18 protein-coding genes are annotated in these 20,150 nt (G+C 63.1%); 9 read left to right on the forward strand and 9 right to left on the reverse strand.

Annotated elements, in window-relative coordinates:
• Positions 1-354 precede the first annotated feature (354 nt).
• The gene (locus tag N6C22_RS18960) at positions 355-1,122 is read left to right on the forward strand and encodes an IclR family transcriptional regulator (RefSeq protein WP_261652768.1); all 768 of its coding nucleotides are present in this window, start codon (positions 355-357) and stop codon (positions 1,120-1,122) included.
• 227 nt (positions 1,123-1,349) lie between these two features.
• On the opposite strand, the gene rdfA is transcribed toward N6C22_RS18960, so the two are convergent.
• Positions 1,350-1,988 carry a rod-determining factor RdfA gene (gene rdfA, locus N6C22_RS18965; RefSeq protein ID WP_261652769.1) on the reverse strand — a complete coding sequence of 213 codons (639 nt, stop codon included), beginning with the start codon at positions 1,986-1,988 and terminating at the stop codon, positions 1,350-1,352.
• Between the two features lie 640 nt (positions 1,989-2,628).
• Between rdfA and N6C22_RS18970 the strand changes: the two genes are divergently transcribed.
• Together N6C22_RS18970 and N6C22_RS18975 are read left to right on the forward strand one after the other, a co-directional pair.
• Positions 2,629-3,708, forward strand: coding sequence for an AI-2E family transporter (locus tag N6C22_RS18970; protein ID WP_261652770.1), 1,080 nt, complete (start codon positions 2,629-2,631; stop codon positions 3,706-3,708).
• Positions 3,709-3,779: 71 nt separating this feature from the next.
• A complete protein-coding gene (locus N6C22_RS18975; RefSeq protein WP_261652771.1) occupies positions 3,780-3,944 on the forward strand; it encodes a hypothetical protein in 165 nt (54 codons plus the stop codon).
• Positions 3,945-3,971: 27 nt separating this feature from the next.
• Here N6C22_RS18975 and N6C22_RS18980 read toward each other — a convergent pair whose 3' ends face one another.
• Both N6C22_RS18980 and N6C22_RS18985 read right to left on the reverse strand, forming a co-directional pair.
• A complete protein-coding gene (locus tag N6C22_RS18980; RefSeq protein ID WP_261652772.1) occupies positions 3,972-4,427 on the reverse strand; it encodes an Hsp20/alpha crystallin family protein in 456 nt (151 codons plus the stop codon).
• A 114-nt stretch (positions 4,428-4,541) separates the two neighbouring features.
• Entirely contained in the window at positions 4,542-4,970 is a 429-nt protein-coding gene (locus N6C22_RS18985) for a hypothetical protein (protein ID WP_261652773.1), read from the reverse strand.
• A 140-nt stretch (positions 4,971-5,110) separates the two neighbouring features.
• On the opposite strand from N6C22_RS18985, the gene N6C22_RS18990 reads away from it, so the two are divergent.
• Positions 5,111-5,473 (forward strand): lamin tail domain-containing protein, encoded by a 363-nt coding sequence (locus tag N6C22_RS18990; RefSeq protein ID WP_261652774.1) that lies wholly within the window; start codon positions 5,111-5,113, stop codon positions 5,471-5,473.
• A gap of 74 nt (positions 5,474-5,547) precedes the next feature.
• Positions 5,548-5,862 (forward strand): hypothetical protein, encoded by a 315-nt coding sequence (locus N6C22_RS18995; protein WP_261652775.1) that lies wholly within the window; start codon positions 5,548-5,550, stop codon positions 5,860-5,862.
• Positions 5,863-6,036: 174 nt separating this feature from the next.
• Here the strand turns inward: N6C22_RS18995 and N6C22_RS19000 are convergent, their stop codons facing one another.
• The 6 genes from N6C22_RS19000 to N6C22_RS19025 form a co-directional block, all read right to left on the reverse strand.
• Positions 6,037-6,756, reverse strand: a complete 720-nt coding sequence (locus N6C22_RS19000; RefSeq protein WP_261652776.1) for a class I SAM-dependent methyltransferase — start codon at positions 6,754-6,756, stop codon at positions 6,037-6,039.
• Positions 6,757-6,797: 41 nt separating this feature from the next.
• On the reverse strand, positions 6,798-8,537 hold the full coding sequence (locus N6C22_RS19005; RefSeq protein WP_261652777.1) for an alpha-glucosidase: 1,740 nt from the start codon (positions 8,535-8,537) through the stop codon (positions 6,798-6,800).
• A 112-nt stretch (positions 8,538-8,649) separates the two neighbouring features.
• Positions 8,650-11,439, reverse strand: coding sequence for a DUF4350 domain-containing protein (locus N6C22_RS19010; protein ID WP_261652778.1), 2,790 nt, complete (start codon positions 11,437-11,439; stop codon positions 8,650-8,652).
• Between the two features lie 223 nt (positions 11,440-11,662).
• Positions 11,663-12,571 (reverse strand): rhodanese-like domain-containing protein, encoded by a 909-nt coding sequence (locus N6C22_RS19015; protein WP_261652779.1) that lies wholly within the window; start codon positions 12,569-12,571, stop codon positions 11,663-11,665.
• Between the two features lie 83 nt (positions 12,572-12,654).
• Positions 12,655-13,839 carry an alpha-hydroxy-acid oxidizing protein gene (locus tag N6C22_RS19020; protein ID WP_261652780.1) on the reverse strand — a complete coding sequence of 395 codons (1,185 nt, stop codon included), beginning with the start codon at positions 13,837-13,839 and terminating at the stop codon, positions 12,655-12,657.
• Between the two features lie 167 nt (positions 13,840-14,006).
• Positions 14,007-14,579, reverse strand: coding sequence for a metal-dependent hydrolase (locus tag N6C22_RS19025; protein WP_369684454.1), 573 nt, complete (start codon positions 14,577-14,579; stop codon positions 14,007-14,009).
• Between the two features lie 257 nt (positions 14,580-14,836).
• Here N6C22_RS19025 and N6C22_RS19030 point away from each other — a divergent pair, with 257 nt between their 5' ends.
• From N6C22_RS19030 to N6C22_RS19045, 4 genes are read left to right on the forward strand one after another with little or no spacing between them, the layout of a single operon-like run.
• The gene (locus N6C22_RS19030) at positions 14,837-15,112 is read left to right on the forward strand and encodes a hypothetical protein (protein ID WP_261652781.1); all 276 of its coding nucleotides are present in this window, start codon (positions 14,837-14,839) and stop codon (positions 15,110-15,112) included.
• Entirely contained in the window at positions 15,113-16,189 is a 1,077-nt protein-coding gene (locus tag N6C22_RS19035) for a DUF4350 domain-containing protein (RefSeq protein ID WP_261652782.1), read from the forward strand. It begins immediately after the preceding gene.
• Positions 16,182-17,177, forward strand: a complete 996-nt coding sequence (locus tag N6C22_RS19040) for a MoxR family ATPase (protein WP_261652783.1) — start codon at positions 16,182-16,184, stop codon at positions 17,175-17,177. The genes N6C22_RS19035 and N6C22_RS19040 overlap by 8 nt, the downstream gene beginning before the upstream one ends.
• Positions 17,178-17,192: 15 nt before the next feature.
• Complete coding sequence (locus N6C22_RS19045) at positions 17,193-20,135, forward strand: FtsX-like permease family protein (RefSeq protein ID WP_261652784.1); 2,943 nt, start codon at positions 17,193-17,195, stop codon at positions 20,133-20,135.
• Positions 20,136-20,150: the final 15 nt, after the last annotated feature.

The raw sequence follows: 20,150 nt of genomic DNA on the forward strand, positions 1-20,150 counted from the left end.
AGGTTTTCTATCGTGGTTGTTCATGATGCTCGAGTGGGTTCGACAGCCGAGTCCTGTCGAGATCTTGGTCAGACGCACGGTCAGGTCAAGGGGATGGGCAGACGAACGCTGACTAATACCGAATATTTCGTTACAGAAATCTACTTTTCTGCGTATTAATCCACACACCGTCTACCGTAGAGATTGTAACTATATTATGAATGAATTCGCCCCGTCAGAATATTATATACTAGAACTCCGCCCACCAACCGTTCTGCCCCCCCGATACCCATGACAATGTTTGTCAATCCGAGGTTGCGGAGGGGTGGATTCGCACACGCGGAACTTTAAGTACCTCCTCGTGAATGCCACCGTATGGGCACGAACGAAAGCGGACGGACGTTGCGGACGACGGAGACCTCCCTCGAAGTGCTGGAGACACTCAGGGAGATCGGTGGAGCGAGGGTGACCGAACTGGCAGAGGAGATGGGGCTCGCTCCCAGTACGATGCACGCGCATCTCACGACGCTCAAAGAGAAAGAATACGTCGTCAAGTCGGGGGACGTCTACCATCTCGGTCTCAAGTTCCTCTCGTTCGGTGACTACGTGGCGAACCGGAAGGAAGCATACCGCACGGCGAAGTCCTACACGGAGCAGCTCGCGAACGAGACGGAGTGCCGGGCTGTCTTCGTCGTGGAGGAGAACGGACGCGGCGTCTACCTACACACGTACTCCGGGAAACACGCGGTCTGGAAGTACTCGACCGTGGGCAAGCGATTTAATCTCCACCAGACCGCATCCGGGAAGGCGCTACTCTCCCAGCTTCCCGAGAGTCAGGTCAGGGTGTTCGCGGACAAGTGGGGACTGCCCGCCGAGACGGAGAACACGATCACGGACGTCGAAGCCCTCCTGGACGAACTGGCCGAGATTCGCGAGACAGGAATCGCGTTCAACGAGGAGGAGCAACTGGAGGGTGTGAAGGCGGTCGGTGTCCCCGTGAAAGGTCCCGATGGCCGTGTCGTGGGTGCATTCAGCGTCGCCAGCCCGGCGAACCGGGTCGACGAAGAACGGTTCCGGAGCGAGCTTCCGAACATCCTCCTGGGTGTGGCGAACGAATTCGAACTCGAGATATCGCTTTCCTGAGCGAGCCGATTCACGTTTCCTCTAACTCGCCACCTCCATAACATCAGTACGCTTGTTAGGGTAGTTCTTGGACCGTGTTCTACCTGATGGACGGCCAACCGCTCACCACACGCATCACTGCTGGTACTGGGAGAACGCCGCAGACCCTCTCACAGTCTTCCGTAACAACAGTACGTCTGTTATGGAAACACCACGAAGTCAGAATGGACCGGGGTCACTACCGACGTTCACGCAGATTCGTCGGTGGCCGACTCGCAGTCACAGCCTTCGTTTCTGAAGAACTCGGCGATGTCGTACTGGTTCCCACAGTCAGAGCAGAGCACGGTCGCCTCGACGAGGAGCGAGTAATCACCGACCGAGATCCGTCCGGTCCGCTCCAACCGGTCGATTCGCTCGTCTGCGACCGATTCGAGGCGTGACCGGAGCCGCTCGATGCTCTCGGCGTCCTTCTCGAGCTGGGCCTCGTCGCTGGTCTGTTCGTATTCGGCACCACGGTTCTTCACGTACGTCCGTATCGACTGGTACGAGACGAAGTCCGAGAGGAGTGTATCGACGTCGATTCCAGCCGATTCGAGTTGCGTCTCGATCTCTATCCTGTCCCCCGCTGTGAAATCAGGGTTGGTCAGCCGGAGGTAATAGGATTCGACCTCGTCATCGTGGGGATGAGTACCGTTCTCTTGGAGGGCAGCGCGCAAGAGTTCCCGGTTGAAATAGTCCGCGAGATCTCGAAGGCTCATCCGTTCAGCTCCGTCACCGGTCCATCGAGCGACGAGGTCCTCGCCTGTCTCCTCCCCGAGGTTGTATCTCTCGATGAGGCGAGCAACCTTCCCTCGACCGCCCTGCGAACTCTCGGATTCGTCGGCCATACCGGGAACCTTGTTTGGGCGAGATTATAAAGTGTCGTTTCATCCGACCGTTGTAGAACTCGCCATAAATTTACAGATAAACTACTGATTTGTTTATGTAATTGGTTCTAAATCACAGTTGAGAATTGTCGATAGTGGAAATAACAAATCTATGCTTGAAAGTATTTTCACGCCACCAATCATCGGTTATCACATTAATTTTCGAAATTAATAATGTTCTAATCAGAGATTTAGTTACATATATTGAGTCAATCACCGAACGCCCTGTTCTTACTCTCTCCCGCTCTGAGTCTGTGTCAGGAAACTCCTCTACGACCAGATTTCAAGTTCTTTGAGTCATCTCCATCGATTCTCGAACAAGAGAATCTCTCTGCCCGGGGCTCGTGCCGAGACTGCGGATCTCTCTTCGGGCAATCAGTTTACGCACAAATAAATCCAATCGAGTTTATTATTCTGTGGCAGCACGAGGCAGCTCGGCTGACGTAGCGCCTCGGACGCGCCCACCTACAGCGGACGCGCATCTCACCACCGGCCTGGATAACCGTGATTACCGGGGCACGCCTATGAACGACTCTATGAAGCGCAGTCGACTCCCGTCCGATGCGCGGGTCGAGTCGCGGCCTGGACGGAGGGTCGGCTGATGGTCGACCGTGAGGGTGAGGGCGACGGGGGTGACGAAGTGGAACGGAACGACGAGACCAACCAGAGCAAGCAGATGTCGTCCCGGACCACGTTACGAGCCCTGCTGCTGGTGGCGGGAATCCTCTCAGCGCTTCTGGTGTTGCCGTTCCTGCAGCCCATCCTGTTGGCCGGACTGCTGGCGTACCTCGCCAGACCGGCACAGGTACGGCTCGCGCCACGACTGGGGCGAACCATCGCGGCGGCCGTCACGATGACAGCGACCGTCGTGGTCGTCCTCGCCCCGGTACTGCTACTCCTCGTCGTCGCAGCGACCCAGGCCGTCCTCTTGCTCCGTGGAGTCGAGATACCCGACATCGCAGCTATCGAGGCGCTCTTTCGGGGTTGGCTCGGGACGAACCCCCCGGACCTCTCCGTGCTGGCCGAGCCGGTCGCAGGTGCGCTTCAGGCCGGCCTCCAGGGAATCCTGGGAGGTGTGGTCGGCTTCCTCGGCGGCGTCCCGGCCTTCCTGGTGGGGACGGTGGTATTCTTCTTCGCGTTCTTCTCCTTCCTGCGTGACGGGGACAGACTCGTCGTCTGGATTCGGTCCGCTATCCCCCTCGGCCCTGCCACGATGGACGAACTGATCGAGCGGACCGACGACCTCCTGTGGGCAGCGGTCGTGGGGAACGTCATCGTCGCGGCGCTACAGGCGGTACTGACCGTTCTCGGGTTCGTCGCCGTCGGTTTCGACAACATCATCTTCTGGGGCATGACGACGTTCGTACTGGCGCTGCTCCCCATCATCGGTGCCTCCGTGGTCTGGATTCCGGCCGTCCTCTATCTGCTCAGCACCGGACAAATCCCGGAGGCAGTGGGGCTGCTGGTGTACGGCTCCATCGTCATCAGTGGGTCGGACAACGTCGTCCGGCCGTTTGCGATGAAGCGTGGTGCTGAACTCGATACGGGCGTCCTCGTCATCGGTATCTTCGGAGGCATCGCGGTCTTCGGCTTCCTCGGGCTCTTCATCGGGCCCGTCGTGCTGGGACTGGCGAAGACGCTGGTCGAACTGCTCGTCCGAGAGCGAGGGGAGCACGTATAGGGCCGAGGCTGGGGATGGTGGGGCAGCTAATCAAGGGAACCGTTACCCGAGCGACCGGCGTGGTAGACGATATGGCTGATACCAAGAAAGGACGGGAAGACCAGGCCGACACTAAGGAAGCGCAACAGCGCGAACACGAGCTCGAGGAAGAACTGGCGTACGAAGACGCAGCCGAGAAACGGAAGAAGGACCACGAGGACGAAGCGCTCGAAGAGGAACTCGGGGAAGACGAGTAATCGAACAGGGACCTGGAACGGTCCAGCTCACTCGATGGGGATGTCTTTCCCCTTCGGTTTCTTGGACTTCTTCAGTTCGACGGTCAACACGCCGTTCTTGTACGTCGCCGAGACGGCGTCCTCCTCGACCGCGGCAGGCAAGGTCACCGACCGCTTGACCGACCGCTGGGTCCGTTCGCGGTGGATGAACTCACCTTCCTGTTCGTCTTCGCTCTCGGCCGCGTGCTCGGCACTGATGCTGAGTGTGTTCCCGTCGATGGTCACGTCGATTTCGTCTCGCTCGAAACCGGGCAGCTCCGCGGCGACGACAAGCTCGTCGTTCACCGCCTGGATGTCGAGTGGCATCGCATCGAAAGTCACCCCACCCCAGTCGCTCATCGGTTGCCCCCAGCCGGTCCAGGTGTCGTTGAACTCCGCGAACTGGTCGCCCATCCTGTCGAAGAACCGCTGGAGCTCCTCGAACGGGTTACGCTTCGTTGCCATGGTGGTATCCACGGGCAGTGTAGGGTCGCCCACGATTCCAACCGCTCCCTTATATCCCAAGGGCGTTGCCCGACGGGTACGGAGAAGTGGATTTCAGACGGGTCGGTGGCCGTCTCAGGCTGGCTGCTGGACGTCCCGCAAGAACCGTTCCAGCTCGGTCTGGCCGTAGGCAGCGACGCGCTCACAGTACTCGAACAGGACGTCGTTGAACTGCTCGCGGGTCGCCTCGTCGAGGCTGTGCTCCCCCCGGTAACCCTCGCCCGGAATCTCAGGGTGGAAGGTACAGACGACTCGCAAGGGGACCTCCTCGAGGTCCTGTCCCGTGATGATGCCGTATTCGTCACTGCCCCAGATTCCGAGGCCCGTCTGCCTACTCAGCGCGGAGTCGATGCGGTCGAGCTGGCGAAGTTCTTGCCCCGTCACGACCGCGTCGGGGCCGTCGAAGAGGTCCGCGAACGCCCGGTCCCGGCCGTCGAAGATCCAGCTATCGAGCTGTTCCCTCGCTCGTCGGAGCAACGACCGGTCAGGAAGTACGGGTTCCATGTCACCACAGAGGGCCCGAACCGGAATGAGCGTAGCTCCCTCGCGACACGGAGCCGTCAGGAATGTGGGTGTCGGCCGAGCGCGAAACGAGGTGACTGACCTATGTTCCTTGCTCGCGTAGTACTGGTGAGGGGAGACACATGAGCCAACCCGAGAAAGTCCACCACAGTGACCTGCAGCTCGACGAGATCCACAACGACCCCATCGGCCGGGACGTGAACCACCTCGATGAGGAGTACGTGCGGTTCCAGAACACCGGAGACGACCCGCTGAACATCTCGGGCTGGACCGTCGAGAACGATGCCGGTGACGTGTACGAGTTCCCCGAGGGAACGGTCGTCGAACCCGGCGAGCACGTCACGCTCCACACCAGCAGCGACGATGACACCACGTGGGACTACCACTGGGGGTCGGAGAAGCCCGTCTGGGCGAACCTCGAAGACACGATAGCTGTCAGAGACGCCGACGGAACGCTCAGGATTCGCGAGTCGTACAACAAGTAACGGACCAGCGTCGAAACGGTGCGTTGACAGAACTGGCGAAACCGCGATGTGTCCCCCACCCCTATAGTAAAACCATGTTCCAGGCACGTTGGGACGACATCAAGGGGAGGGAACTACGCCACGGGGGCCACACCTGGGAGCTGACCGGTGACATCGCCATCGAGGACAGCGGTGAGGTGCTCTCGGTAGAAGCCAGACAGGTCGACGGCGTGAAGGGGGACATCGCCCGACTGCAGTTCGACATCGACGGGCCGCCGCACTCGTTGAACCCGGGAAACGCAGGCGAGCACTTCAACAGGCTCGAACGCGTCGGGGAGCGCCAGTATCTGGTGGTCAAGAACGAGGGGCGAACCTACCGGTACGAACTGCACCGCATCGAGTACGTCTGAACCGGCCCTTCTGAACTGGTCCTGCCGTTCTCAACATCGGAACGGCCGGGAGCCAGGTCTGCAACTCAATCGGAGAGACGGAACTGCCCGTCGGCCAGATACGTCACACGGTGAAGAAGCGGGCGAAGCGACCTCCCAGAAACGTCTCTTTTGCGGTATCGCCCGACCCGTTCACTATTCGGGTCTCGACGCTCGGACACACAGGAACGTCGGATATCGCAGCCGCTTCTCGTAGGATTCTGGCTTCTTCTCTTTGAAGCTCTCTTTCGGGGTCGGTTCGACCAGTTCGTCCAGTTGGAAGCCAGTTTCGATGAGTGGGTTGATGGCCTCCGAGATCGGCCGGCGATAGAACGGGACGTCGACCTCCTCACCGCCGGCCGACCACGTCATCACTTCCTGTTCGACCTCGAAGTAGTTCTCTGCCTCGAACGCGATGTACTCGTCGACTGGATTCTGCGCCGAGAACACGAGGAAGCCACCGGGCTTGAGGATGCGGGCGAACTCCCTGAAGGGCTGTCGCCAGTCTTCGACGTAGTGGAGCGATAGGCCGCAGATGACGCCATCGAACTCGTCGTCGGCGGCGAATTCGAGTGGTGCTGTGATATCGCCCTGGCGGATCGCTGCTCTCTCACCGATTCGTCGTCTCGCCTGTTCGAGCATCTCCTCGTTCTTGTCGACAGCGACGACAGTTGCCCCACGCTCGAGCAACCACTCTGTGTAGCGACCGTGTCCACAGCCCGCATCGAGAATCCGCTTCCCCGCCACGTCTGGAACGAGCTCGGTCGTCGCAGGGAACTCGAAATCCGTGCAGTACGGGTCCTGTTCTTGCGACTCGTACGTCTGTGCCAACTTGTCGTAGGCCGCATCGACGGTGGGACGCTGGTCAGGCGGCATGAACCCGAGTATGTGTCACACTTCGGATTAATCGTTGTGATTCAGTTTTCGAGACGGTAGACTCGTGCTTCCCAGGGTCGCAGGTCGAGCGAAGCGAGCGCGTCGGCATCTGCTGGCTCCTCCCGTTGGCCGTAGTTCCCGAGCAGGAGCGTCGCCTCGTCGTCGCCGAGGTCGACCGACTCGGAGACGTCCATCGTCGTCGAGGAATCCGAGAAGTTGAGCGCGACGAAAAGCTGCTCGTCCCCGTGGGTCCGGGTGTATGCCCAGAGTTCCTCGTGGTCGGGCGTGAGCTGGTCGTACTCGCCGTAGACGACCACGTCGTGTTCCTTCCGGAGGTCTATGAGGGCACGGTAGTAGTGGAAGACAGAGTCGGGGTCCTCACGCTCGGCTTCGGCATTGATGTGCTCGTGGTTCGGATTGACCTGCATCCACGGCTCGCCGTCGGTGAACCCGGCGTGCTCGTCGTCGGACCACTGCATCGGGGTCCGGGCATTGTCTCGGGAGTTCTGGCGCACGTCGTCGGCCACGGCCTCGAACGAGTCGATGCGACCGTCGTCGATCGCGTTCTGGACCGGGTTGACCGTGTCCACGTCCTGGTAGTCGTCGAGGGACTCGAAGGGGTAGTTTGTCATGCCCAGCTCTTCACCCTGGTAGATATAGGGCGTTCCCTGGAGCGTGTGGAGGAGGGTTCCGAGGAGCTTCGCGGACTCGCGGCGGTACTCGTCGTCGTTCCCGAACCGGGAGACCATCCGGGGCTGGTCGTGGTTGTTCAGGTAGAGGCTGTTCCAGCCGTCGTCGGCGAGGCCGTGCTGCCAGCGGTCGAAGACGGCCTTGAACTCGGTGAGGTCGAGTTCTTCGCGCTCCCAGATGTTGTGCCCACGGTCGAGCAGCATGTGCTCGAAGTGGAATATCATGCTGAGACCGTCGCCGTTCTCGCCGACGTACTGGCGCGCGGTCTCCATCGCCATCTCGTCGCCGATCATCTCGCCGACGGTCAGCAGGTTCTCGCCCTCGAGCACCTCCTCGTTCATCTCCTGGATGTACTCGTGGATTCGCGGGCCGTTGAAGTAGTGCTCCGGAATCGCATCGTCCGGGGCGTCTGCTTCAACCTTCGAGATGAGGTTGATGACGTCCATCCGGAAGCCGTCGATGCCCTTCTCGAGCCACCACTGCATCATGTCGAACACCTCCTCTCGAACGTCGGTGTTCTCCCAGTTCAGGTCGGGCTGCTTGCGGTCGAAGAGGTGGAGGTACCACTCCTCGGTCTCGTCGTCGTAGGCCCACGCCGGGCCGCCGAAGAACGAGCCCCAGTCGTTCGGTGGGGCTTCACCCTCGGGCCCTTCCTCGGTGTCCCAGTCCACCTCGTCCGCGTCGACGCCCTCTCGCCACCAGTACCAGTCGCGGTACTCACTCTCGGGGTCGCGCGACTGGACGAACCACTCGTGCTCGTCGGAGGTGTGGTTGACGACGAGGTCCATGATGAGGGCGATACCGCGCTCGTGGAGCCCGTCGAGGAGGTCTTCCCAGTCGGCCATCGTCCCGAACTCGTCCATGATAGAGCGATAATCGGCGATGTCGTAGCCGTTGTCCGCGTTCGGGGACTCGTAGACGGGATTGAGCCAGACGACGTCGACGCCAAGCTCGTCGAGGTAGTCCAGCTTCTCGATGACGCCCTGGAGGTCACCGACGCCGTCGCCGTCGGTGTCGTTGAAACTGCGGGGGTAGACCTGGTAGACGACTGCTTCTTTCCACCAGTCGCTGTCGTGTTCGAGACCAGCCATTGTAGAGAGATTACTTACAGGAGTTGTAAATATATTTGGAACCGCGCATCGCAGGGCGAACCACTGAGGGGAAAGAAGGAAGAACAGCCTGCGCTATCGGGAGACCAGTCGCTCAGTACGAGTGCGTCAACACCGTGTTCCCGCTCGCGTCGAACAGGTAGACCGTGTCGCCCGAGTTGTTCCACACAGAGGAGCCACGACCCCAGTAGAGGTCGGTGCTGGTGTCGGTCCCGCTCCCGGTGTGGAGCGTGACGGTCGCGCCCGCGTCGAGGGTGAACGACGGGAAGGTGTAGTCGTGGGCCGCCTCGTCCTCGCAGACGTAGTCGGTCATGTCGACCGCCGAACTGCCGGCGTTCTCGAAGACGACGTACTCGTCGTTGAGGTTCTCCGAGTCGGTGCCAGCTGCGTCCTCGTGGACGTCCTTGACCACGATGCCATCACTGGTACTCCCGTCGTCGCCGGTCTCGTCGAAGCCATCGCCGCTGTAGGTGCGGTTGATGATCTCGGCACCCGAGTCGTCGGTGACGATGACGGTGTCACCGGAGTTGTTCCAGACCGAGGAACCTCGGTTCCAGTAGAGGTCGGTTGCCGAGTCGGTCCCACTCCCGGTGTGGAGCGTGACCCGCGCCCCAGCATCGAGGCTGAACTCGGGGACGGTGTAGCTCTTGCCGGCCTCGTCCTCGACCACGTAGTTCGTGAGTTCCATCGACCCGGAGCCGGTGTTCTCGAAGACGATGTACTCGTCGTTGAGGTTCTCGGACTCGGTGCCTTCCGCGTCAGCGTGGACCTTCACGAGTTCGAGCGTGCCCGACCCGCCGGTGTTGCTCCCGTCGAAGGCCGAGAACAGCGGGAACGAGGTGTCGAATCGCGTGCTGACCGGGACGGTCGCGTCCGAATTCACGTTGTTCGAGTCGTCCTCGACCTGGTCGTCGCTCAGGCGCAGGTCGCTGCCGAGGTCGGCCGCGAGCGCGTTGAGGTTCGACCGGGCATCGCTCGTCGCGGTGGACGCGCCGATGAGGACGACGGAGCCCCCGTTCGCGACGAACTGCGAGATGGCGTCGGTCTCGGACGTGGTAAGCGACTGTGGCGGCGAGGTGACGATGAGAGAGCGCGCGCCGGAGAGGTTGTCGCTCGTGAGGTTGTTCACCTGGTCGAAGTCGATGCCGACGCCTTCGAGGTAGCGCTGGTAGTACGCCACGTCCTCGCTGGAGAGTGCGTAATCGGCGCTGAACTGGCCGTGACCGCCGTCGATGACCACCTTCCCTGCGCTATCCGAGAGCCAGTCGAGCAGGTTGGTCAGGAAGGTGAAGTTCTCGTAGGTGGACGTGTCGACCGCGTAGTCCTCGGCCTGTTCGTAGCTCTCGTCGATGAACGGCGAGCCGACCATCGCGACGTTGGCCGCCTCGTCGACGCCGACGAGCGGGATGTCGGTGTACGAGACGCTCGGGGTCCCGGTCTGGCTCGCCGTCGACTCCGCGAGCACGGGCACGCGGGACTGGCTGATGGCTCCCGAACTCGTCTTGATCGACGCCGCGTCGGGGAAGAACTGGTCGTCCACGGTCCGATTGCGGATGGGGTCCGTGGCCGACGGGTCGCTCTGGCCCCATAGGTTCGTCCCGTTCTGCTGGGCCGTGACCTCGGCGTCGTAGAACTGCTCGTACTTACTGAACGCGGAGGCGTAGACTCGGGCGTAGCCGTTCTCGACCGTGCGCAGGTTGTAGAAGTCGTCGCGGACGCCGTCACCGGTCGCGTCGTAGTGGATGTACCCGAGCAGGCGGTCGTAGGTGTCGAAGATGCCCGGCTCTGCCGGGTCGAACGAGAGCTCGATGGTCTTTCCACTCAACTCGTTCTGCCCCCATGTCGTCGCGTTCGCGCCCCAGTCTGCGAGGTAGGTCAGGGACTCGATTCCTTCCCACTCCTGGGTGCGCTCGTACTGCTGGTACTGCTCCTTCTCGGGCGTGTCCATCCCGAGGATGCGGACGTTCTCCTCGCGCCCGGAGTCGAACCGGACGTTCGCGGTGTCCCCGTCGGTTACATCTACGACGTCGACGAGGTGTGTCGTGTCCGGGTCGATCTCCATCCCTGGCCGGTCCGCGAAGAAGTCGAAAGTGGTGTCGAACCGGGAGGTCGTCGGCTTGTAATACACGCCACCGTTGTTGTCGTTGTCCGTGACCTGGTCGTCGTTGAAGCGGAACGAGAGTCCGAGCCCGTCCGCGATGTCGTTGAGGTTCGCGGTCTCGTCGAAGTTCGAGTAGTCGGCGCGGTCGAAGATGAACACGTGGCCGCCACCTGCCACGAAGTCCGCGAGGTCCTGTTTTTCGGAGCTGGTGTACGCGGTCGCCGGCCCGGTGAGCCAGACCGCGTCCGCGGTCGAGAGGTCCGACGAGAGCGTCGAGGTGCCCGTCACCGTGTAGTTCTGCTGGGTCTCGGCGTAGTTCGCCATGTTCGAGAACCCGGTGAGCGTGTGGTAGGCGTCGTGTCCCTCGTCGTAGAGGATGGTCCCGGAGCCACCGAGGTACGCGTCGAAGACGTTGAGGACGAACTCCTCGTTGTCGCTCCTGAAGTTCGCGTCGTCGGAGACGAGCGTCGCGCCGAAGCCGACGACCGTGCCCGCGCTGGAGTCGTCAACAGCAACGAGTGGGATGTCGGTGTTGTAGGGGTATGCGACCGCGTCGCCGTTCCCGTCGGCGTCGTCGTTATCGGCGGTGGTCTCCGCCTTCACCGCGATGAGCGAGTCGTCGGTCAGGGTGTTGCCCGAAGCGTCGAGGAGGCTCGCTGAGGAGTCGAACTCCAGCGAGTCGATGGTGCCCGAGGCGGCTCGCGCCACCGTAGATGCCGAGTTCCCGATTGCTGTGCCCGCCGCCGCGACCGTGAGCGATGTGAGGAAGTCACGTCGTCGCATACCATGTCGGGCGAAGCACGACTTAATAAAACATTGTATTTGTTCTAAATAGTATACTGAACACAGCGAGAAAAAGACAATCTGCTTTGGTAACTAAACTAGTGGACCCGATTCAGCCGAATCTGCTCGATACACCAACCAATACTGTTGGCTATCAGGAATGGTTATTGAAACCCGAGACGAACCTGCTGCAAGGAACATCACCCCCGACGTCGATTCCCGCCTACCCGGTCACGACCCGCGTCGAGAGACCAGCAAGGGTGCCCGTGATATCTCCCGTCGGGAGTTCGACGGTGACTCTCGTCTGGCCGGTCACGTCCGCGAACTTCACGTGGACCGAGAAGGTTCCGTCGGCCCGTATCGGCGCGGCCTCCATCCGGTCGCTGCCGACCTCGCGGACCCAGACCATCTCGCCCTGCTGTTCAGGATCGACGCGTCCGCGGATGCGGTACGTTCGCCGCTCGGAGACGTTCTCGCCGACGACCGGGTAGTCGAGGCCCTTCCACTCGTAGTACCCCTCGTCGATGACGAAGACGTTCGAGTACCCGGCCTGCTGGAGTTCTGCGGCCCGAACCGACGAGAGGTGATGTGGACAGCCGCAGTAGCAGATGATCCGGTCGGACTGGCTCCAGTCCGCGACGGGCGAGATGTCCAGCGGGCTTCCAGCCGGTGAACTCACCGCACCGTAGACGTGCTCGTTCCGGTACTGTGCCATCCCGCGGGCATCGGCGAACCGGGCCTCGCGTCGCGCCCACCAGTAGTGGACGTCCTCGACGGGAGCCAGTCGAACCTGCTCACCATCGACCCCGATGGTCTCGTACGCATCCGTGTCGATGTCGCGCTCGGCAGGAACCGAATCCGGCTCTGGTGGGTAACCATCGGCCGGCTTCGGGTCGTTCGGGTTCGACGTGACCTCGCGCGGACTGGGGCGGTCTGTTCCCGTTGTCGCGGTGTCGTCGTTCCCGCCGATCTCCTGTGCCTCGTCGGTATCTGTGGTTCGTGTCGCCGTCGCGGTCGCGGTCGACACAGTGGAGTCAGTACCGTCACCTGCTCCCGACCCAGCGTCGGTAGCACAGCCAGCGAGCCCTGTGACGATTCCAGTGGAGAGTGCGAGGAACGCACGTCGCTTCATTACCAAATTCTTCGTGTCGAATTAAATAGGCCCTTCGGTCGACGCCCGATACCGTGGGGCACACCAGGTCGGACCCGCGGCCCCTACGCTTCCACCAGGACATCGCGGTCTAACTCGCCGGCCGTATCGTGTCCCGTGAGTGCCACCGTGAGGTCGAAGTCCGCGAGGAAGTTCTCGAGGACCTCGTGGACGCCGTCTTCCCCGTCGATGCCCAGCCCGTAGGCGTAGGGGCGGCCGAGCATGACCGCGTCAGCACCCAGGGCCAGCGCCTTCACCGCGTCGGCACCCCGACGGATACCCGAGTCGAAGATGAGGGTCGCGTCGCCCCCGATTCGACGCGCGATGGTCGGGAGCTGGCGGAGCGCCGCGACCTCACCATCCACCTGACGCCCGCCGTGGTTCGAGACGACCACGCCGTCCGCCCCGTGTTCGACCGCCTGCTCCGCGTCGTCCGGGTGCAAGATGCCCTTGCAGACGATGGGCAGGTCGGTCTGGCCCGCGAGCCAGTCGAGGTCGGGCCACGTCAGCGACGGGTTCGAGAACACCTCGACGAACTCCTGTGCGGCAGCCTGTTCGTTCTCCTCCGGGGGCTGGGCGAGCCGGTCACGGAACACCGGGTCCGAGGCGTAGTTCGCGATACCGTCGCCGGCGAGGAACGGAAGGAAGCCGCGGCTCACGTCGCGCTCGCGCCAGCCCAGGTGGGGCGTGTCGAGTGTGACCACCAGCGCGTCGTACCCCGAGTCTTCGGCCCGGTGAACGAGACTCTCTGTCAACTCGCGGTCCTCGCTCCAGTATAGCTGGAACCACTTCGGCGTGTCACCGAGTTCCTCGGCCACGTCCTCCAGCGGTTCCGACGACTGGGTCGAGCAGACATAGGGCATGTTCAGCCGGGCCGCGGCGCGAGCACTGGCCAGGTCGCCGTCCTCGTGCAGGATGCCCTGTGCACCGATGGGCGCGAGCAACACCGGGACGTCGAACGATTGCCCGAATACCTCGACCGAGAGGTCACGCTCGGCGGTGTCCCGCATCACCCGCGGGACGATTCGGTAGTCCCCGAACGCGACCCGGTTGTGGTGCTTCGTCGACTCAGAGCCTGCACCGCCGGCGACGTAGTCGTAGGCCTCGCCCTCGAGTTCCTCCGCTGCTCGCTGCTTCAGCGCCTCGTACGCGGGCGGAATCTCGGGCGTCTCGCCGGTGAGCATCCCGGTCGTGTACACCGTCGTCTGGCGGAACCGACCGTACGGCGTCGACGTGTTATCGTCTGACATGTCCCGGGGTTCGGTGGGGTCGGAGATAACGTGTGGGGGTTGCTCACCATCGACTATTTCAGTAAACTAACAAGTGGGCCCGATGGGCAACACTAAACTATAGACGTTTCAACAAGAATGCACGAAGGGTATTAATACTGGAGCCACGCCACGCGAGATCTCCCGGGCTACCGTCGGTTCAACTCGGTCCGGACGAAGACCGCGAGCGCGAGCACAGAGAGCACGAAGCCAACGATGGTGAACCCCGAGAACGAGAGGTTCTGGAAGTGAGCGGTGAAACTCTTGTCCGTGGGGTAGTCGGGCGAAGGGAGCACCGGCCACAGCAGGAACGTGAGGTCGGCGAACTGGAGCTTGAGCAGCGAGTTGAGTGAATCGCCCACGAGGTGGGAGGCGTAGCCGAACGACGCGGCAAACGCGAGGTCGGTACGGTCGTACCGCCGAGCGACCGCGTACGCGAGGACGATGAAGACGCTCAGCGTCAGAAGGGAGTGCGCGAAACTCCGGCCCGTCGGCAATATCGTCGCCCACCAGGCGAGCGGTTTGTCGACGAGGTCAGGCAACTGAGTCCCGACGAGCAACACGAGTAAGACCAGCACCGACTCGTGGGCCTTCCGTTTCGTCGGTAGCAGTCGATAAGCGAGATAGCCGAACGCAGCGTGTCCCCAGGGCCACATCGGACTCTGCTTTGCAGAGGAGCGGGATACGTTCGTTGCTTTCCCGGAGAAGATTGCGAAATGCATTGGGACGCATGGCCAAAAACTATATACTATGAATGTCTCGCTACTATCACGTCAACCACATTGGGGTTGTGGTGGGGGAAACATGTCAGGTATGAACACTCAGTATTGCGAGCACTGTGAGGAAGAGAAGCCGATCGTCCAGACGGTCGGCTGGCAACCGAACGTCTGCAGAGGTTGTGGGAACGACATCGAAGACTGACAGCAGGCACGGGGGCGAGCCAACATCTTCTTGAGCGCCCCCGCACAATCGGCGACCAATGACAACTCGTCGTCGCCAGCGGTACGTCCATGCGACCCTCGCATGGACCCTCGCCAGCGCACTCGCGCTGTCGCTGCTGGGCGCGCTCGAGTACGAGCTCTTCTTCGTCTGTTCGCTCATCGGGGTGTTGGTCGTGACCGAACTGACAGCTGCAATCAATGTGACGCCGACCTGGCGCAAGCGCCTGCGCTGGCTCATCGGACTCGGGTTGGTCGTCTTCGCCTACATCGTGATCCGGCGGATTCTGGCCATCCTCCCGCCGGGGGTGTTCTGAGTGCATTTCGCTGGCCGGACGGTCCGGTACCCGCAACTCCTGGTCGCCGGTCTCCTGGTCCTGCTCGTCGGGGCAGGACTCTGGGCAGGCGTCACGTCCGCGGACGCCTTCGGTGCGTACAACCCCGCGTGGGACGGATTGCAGGACGCACGGACTATCGTGGGAGAGACGGACAGGACGGTCGTCGTCGCGCAGGAGACGAGCGAATACGGGACGCTCGACGCGAACGAGACCACGGCGTTCGTGCTCTCGCCGACCAGCGACTACGGCCCGGCAGCCGAGGCCGACCTCAGGAACTTCGTCCGGGACGGCGGTACACTGGTCGTGGCTGGTGACTTCGGTGGGACCGTCAATCCCCTGCTTTCGGGTATCGGAGCTACTTCTCGGCTCGACGGGACGACACTCCGTGACGAACAGCAGTACACGGAATCCCCCGCGATGCCACTAGCGACGAACGTCAGTGACGACTCGCGCGTGGCTGACGTGGACGAACTCGCACTGAACTACGCGACGGTCGTCGACCCCGGAGCCGAGAGCACCGTTCTCGTTCGAAGCTCCCCGTACGGGTATCTGGACGCGAACGGGAACCAAGCCCTCGACGACAACGAGACCCTTGCCAGCTATCCCGTCGTCGTCACCGAGTCCGTCGGTGAGGGACAGGTGGTCGTCGTCTCCGACCCGAGCGTGTTCATCAACACGATGCTCGACCGGGGCGACAACCGGGCGTTCCTCTCCGCTATCGTGGGTGAGTCCGAGACGGTCCTCTTCGACTACTCCCACGCAGGGCAACTCCCGCCACTGGTCAGGCTCACGCACCTGCTCGCCGACTCGGCGCTGGCCATGCTCGTGACCGGTCTCCTGCTCCTTGTCGGTGGAACCATTGCCGTTCGTGGGCTCCCGGTATCGGTTCCGGTCCCGTGGGGACGGGAGTCGCCATCGATCACAAGTGTCACTCTCGACGAGGCGTCCATCACCGACCTGCTGGAACGCCGGCACCCGGAGTGGGAACGCGAACGTGTCCGCCGTGTCGCGAAAAGTATTAACAGGCCATCCGAAAATACGGTGAACGATGAATAACCCGGCCGACGCCTACGCCGCCCTCCGCGACGAGATATCTACCGTTCTGGTCGGCAACGACGAGCTTATCGAGTACCTGACAATTTCGCTGTTCACTCGGGGACACGTCCTCGTCGAGGGCGTCCCGGGCGTCGCGAAGACGACCGCGGCGAACGCCTTCGCGAGGGCGGTCGGCCTCGACTACACCCGTATCCAGATGACGCCCGACGTGCTGCCCGCGGACATCACGGGAACCCACGTTTTCCGTGAGGGAACCGGTGAGTTCCAGCTCCAGCGTGGTCCCATCTTCTCCAACCTCGCGCTGGCCGACGAGATCAACCGGGCGACGCCGAAGACCCAGTCCGCACTGCTCGAAGCGATGCAGGAGAACCAGGTGACCATCGAGGGAGACACCTTACCCCTCCCACAGCCGTTCATGGTCATCGCGACCCAGAACCCCATCGAGATGGAGGGCACGTTCGACCTGCCCGAGGCGCAACGCGACCGCTTCCAGCTGAAGCTCGTCGTCGATACGCCGACCCGTGAGAACGAGCGAATCTTGCTCGACCGGTTCGACGACGACGCACAGCTCGGTGCGCGAGATGTCGAACAGGTGTTGACCGCGCAGGACGTGCTCGAACTTCGAGAGGTCGTCGAGGACGTCCACGTCGCGTCGTCGGTGAAGGAGTACATCCTCGACGTGGTCCGGGCAGTGCGTGAGGACGACAACGTCGACGTCGGGTCCTCACCGCGTGCGGGCATCACACTCCTGAACACGACGAAAGCGCGGGCCGCGATCAGGGGTCGGGACTACGTGATTCCCGACGACGTGAAGGCGCTGGCGAAGCCCGTGCTCCGGCACCGGATAGTGCTCAGTACCGAGGCAGACCTGGGGAGCGTGGATGCGGAGGACGTCGTCGAGGACGTGCTCGACCGCATCGCGCCGCCGGAGGTCAGTGGCTTCCAGTTCGGTGACGAGACGCGAGACGCGCCGACGGCAGACGAGTAAGGGCCCTACCTCCTGATGGAATACAGACGGCTCGTTCTGACGCGGTGGACCCGACGCGACCGGCTGGCAGTTCTCACCATCGCGGTCACCGTCGCCTTCTTTACGAGCACGGTGCTCGCCGTGACGGCCGTCTCGACGCAGACGACCGCCATCGCCGCCGAGTTCGAAACCCCAGCGAGCGTCGAACACGTCTCTGGTGGCGCGGCCACGGAGCAGGGTGTCGCCATCCCCGCAGGGACGATCCAGGTCGACGGGACGAACGCGACGCTCGTCGGGCTCTCGAACGAGACGGTTCAGCGCCTGCAAGCCTCGAATATCGTCGTGCCGCCGCCACCAGGGGCCGGTGTCACCGTCGCAACTGACGGAGCAGGGCGGTCGGCTGGCAACGTGACTGTCGTGACGAGCGACGGGACCGAGACGACCGTCTCGCTCCAGACGCGGTCCGCCGGGCAGCAAGCGATACCCGGGGAGTGGTATGTGGCGAACGAGACGCTCGCTAGCCAGGTCGGTGGCGGGGACGGGTACCGAATCGAGACGGAGACGCCGACCGTCCCGGCCGACGGATCCCCGGTGCTCGGTGCACTCGCGTTCTTCGTCGCCGGGACGCGCTCGCTCGTCGGATTGCTGTTCGCCGGGGCAGTGGGTGTCGCCATCCTCGTGGGCGTCATCGTCTACAGCGTCGTCAGGATGACCGTCAGGGACCGGCGAGAGGAGATACGGCTGGTCAGGGCACTCGGTGCGCTCCCGCGACAGGTCCTCACACTGTTCGGCGGGCGGGCACTGTTGCTGACGGCGGTCGGCATCGCACTGGGGTATTCGGTCGGCGTCATCGGGGTGAACCTGGCCGCGAACGTGGGCGTGTTCCTCGGGCTGCCGACCTCCCTCTCCATGCGCGTCTCGGCACGTTCCGCGGTGTTGCTCTTGCAGGGGTACGGCATCGTCTTCGCCAGTGGTGGCATCGCCGGGATACTCGCGACGCTTCCGGCAGTCAGGGGCGCACCCTACGCCGAGACGGGCGAGGACTACTCGGACGGTCGCCTGACGAGTCTCGCACCTGCAACGCTCGAACCGGAACTGTTCGACTGGCGCGGGGTGGTGCCTGCCGCCGGAGCCCTGACCGTTTTCGTCGCCGTGCTGTTGCTCGTGACCTCGTTCGCCGGAGCACTCGGCCCACTCGCGGGCGGTGACGGTGCGACGGTTACCGAACCGGGCGCGACGCATCCCATCGCGAGCGACGTCCCCGGACACTACGCCGGTGTGCTCGAATCTCAGGACCAGATTACCGCGAGCCCGGAGATACTGGGTTTCTCGACCGTCGACGGTACCGCCGTGCTGGTCCGTGGGGCGGATTACGAGAAGTTCGCGACGGTGAGCGACGCGGCCCTCGTCGCCGGCCGCCGGCCGACCACACAGGGCGAGGCCGTCATCGGAGCGGACCTCGCCGCGTCACTCGGTGTCGAGCCAGGTGACGAGGTGACGCTCGGGGGGAGCACGCGACCCGCGTTCACCTCGGTGTCGGTGGTGGGGACCTACGAGGCACCGGGCTACTTCGACGACCACCTGCTCGTCTCGCTCTCGACGGCTCGTCATCTTTCGACGAAGCGCGGTGATTCGGTGAACTTCATCCGGCTGTCCGAGCGACCGGACGCCTCCCCGGGCGGCGACGAGGTCCAGGTCGTCGACCTCGGTGCGCCGAACCGGACGACGGTCGGGTCGACGGTCACGGTGACCGCAACGGTGTTGAACCCGACCACCTCGACAGTGGAGCGGACGGTGACGTTCACCATCGATGGACAATCGGTCGACCGGACGGTATCGATCCGGTCGTTCGCCTCGCGGACGGTATCGACCAGATTCGAAGCGACCGAGACCGGGTCGGTGACCGTCGGCGTCGAGGACCGCACGAGGACGGTGCAGGTGCTGCCCGCCGATGCAGTCACCATCCGCGGGCTTCCCCCGGTCGCGCCACCCGATTCGAGCATCCGCGTCCAGGTGGTCGGAGTGGCTGACGGCGCACCCGTTGCAGGGGCCACGGTGACCCTCGGTAGCGAGACGTACGAGTCTGACGAGAACGGCGTGGTGTCGCTTTCGGTCCCATCGACGGGAACCTACGACGTGGAAGTCGCTCGCGGGGACTACGCGACGACGCAGCGGCTCGAGGTCGCCACTGGTGCGCAACGTTCCCTCGTCGCCTCGTGGGACGTTCCTGCGGCCGCCTCTCCGCTCTCGCAGGTGGAGGGCCGCCTCACCGTCTCGAACCCCTGGAACCAGACGCTCTCCCGGACGGTCCTGCTCAACTATCCCGGCAGAACGCGGTCGGTGTCCGTCTCCCTCGCCCCCGGTGAATCCCGGACGGTGCCGGTTTCGGTCGGCAGGCTGGCACCCGATTCGTACGAGTTCACCGCCGTGAGCGACGGCGAGGAACTGGCGACCGCGACGCTCCGAGTCGAGGGCGACGCTCGGCTCGCGTCTGCAATCGCCTCCCACAGCGCGACCGAGGCCGGGACGACCGGTATCGGGCGGGCCGTCGCGACCGTCTTCGGGAACGTCCAGATAATCGTCGCTGCCCTCGTCGTGTTCGCCGGCGTGATGACCGTCGGTGGGACCACGGCCGCATTCGCCCGGAGCGTCCAGGCCCGGTACCGCGAACTCGGGCTGTACCGGGCGGTCGGTGCGAGTCGCCGGCAGGTCCTGGGCGTGGTGGTCCGTGACGGACTCCGGGTCGGGAGCGTGGCGACCGTGCTGGGGTTGGCACTCGGGACGGGGTCTGTGCTCGCGCTGGAACAGCTCGGGTTGCTCCGGGTGTACGGCGTCAGCGCACCCGTTGAACTCGGTGTTTCGACGCTGGGTCTGTCGGTCGTGACCAGTCTCGTGCTGGTCGTCACCGGGACGGTGCTGGCCGTCTGGCCGGCGCTGCAGAAAGAGCCGGTCGTGCTCGTCGAGGCTGGAGACGAATAGAGTCCTAAATCGGCT

This window comes from Haloarchaeobius sp. HME9146, from assembly GCF_025399835.1.
Lineage (GTDB): Archaea > Halobacteriota > Halobacteria > Halobacteriales > Natrialbaceae > Haloarchaeobius.

What these genes read in the sequence shown, in the direction of transcription:
- N6C22_RS18960 (WP_261652768.1), top strand. Translation starts at nt 355, where the DNA reads ATGGGCACGAACGAAAGCGGACGGACGTTGCGGACGACGGAGACCTCC.
- rdfA (WP_261652769.1), bottom strand. Translation starts at nt 1,988, where the DNA reads ATGGCCGACGAATCCGAGAGTTCGCAGGGCGGTCGAGGGAAGGTTGCT.
- N6C22_RS18970 (WP_261652770.1), top strand. Translation starts at nt 2,629, where the DNA reads ATGGTCGACCGTGAGGGTGAGGGCGACGGGGGTGACGAAGTGGAACGG.
- N6C22_RS18975 (WP_261652771.1), top strand. Translation starts at nt 3,780, where the DNA reads ATGGCTGATACCAAGAAAGGACGGGAAGACCAGGCCGACACTAAGGAA.
- N6C22_RS18980 (WP_261652772.1), bottom strand. Translation starts at nt 4,427, where the DNA reads ATGGCAACGAAGCGTAACCCGTTCGAGGAGCTCCAGCGGTTCTTCGAC.
- N6C22_RS18985 (WP_261652773.1), bottom strand. Translation starts at nt 4,970, where the DNA reads ATGGAACCCGTACTTCCTGACCGGTCGTTGCTCCGACGAGCGAGGGAA.
- N6C22_RS18990 (WP_261652774.1), top strand. Translation starts at nt 5,111, where the DNA reads ATGAGCCAACCCGAGAAAGTCCACCACAGTGACCTGCAGCTCGACGAG.
- N6C22_RS18995 (WP_261652775.1), top strand. Translation starts at nt 5,548, where the DNA reads ATGTTCCAGGCACGTTGGGACGACATCAAGGGGAGGGAACTACGCCAC.
- N6C22_RS19000 (WP_261652776.1), bottom strand. Translation starts at nt 6,756, where the DNA reads ATGCCGCCTGACCAGCGTCCCACCGTCGATGCGGCCTACGACAAGTTG.
- N6C22_RS19005 (WP_261652777.1), bottom strand. Translation starts at nt 8,537, where the DNA reads ATGGCTGGTCTCGAACACGACAGCGACTGGTGGAAAGAAGCAGTCGTC.
- N6C22_RS19010 (WP_261652778.1), bottom strand. Translation starts at nt 11,439, where the DNA reads ATGCGACGACGTGACTTCCTCACATCGCTCACGGTCGCGGCGGCGGGC.
- N6C22_RS19015 (WP_261652779.1), bottom strand. Translation starts at nt 12,571, where the DNA reads ATGAAGCGACGTGCGTTCCTCGCACTCTCCACTGGAATCGTCACAGGG.
- N6C22_RS19020 (WP_261652780.1), bottom strand. Translation starts at nt 13,839, where the DNA reads ATGTCAGACGATAACACGTCGACGCCGTACGGTCGGTTCCGCCAGACG.
- N6C22_RS19025 (WP_369684454.1), bottom strand. Translation starts at nt 14,579, where the DNA reads ATGCATTTCGCAATCTTCTCCGGGAAAGCAACGAACGTATCCCGCTCC.
- N6C22_RS19030 (WP_261652781.1), top strand. Translation starts at nt 14,837, where the DNA reads ATGACAACTCGTCGTCGCCAGCGGTACGTCCATGCGACCCTCGCATGG.
- N6C22_RS19040 (WP_261652783.1), top strand. Translation starts at nt 16,182, where the DNA reads ATGAATAACCCGGCCGACGCCTACGCCGCCCTCCGCGACGAGATATCT.
- N6C22_RS19045 (WP_261652784.1), top strand. Translation starts at nt 17,193, where the DNA reads ATGGAATACAGACGGCTCGTTCTGACGCGGTGGACCCGACGCGACCGG.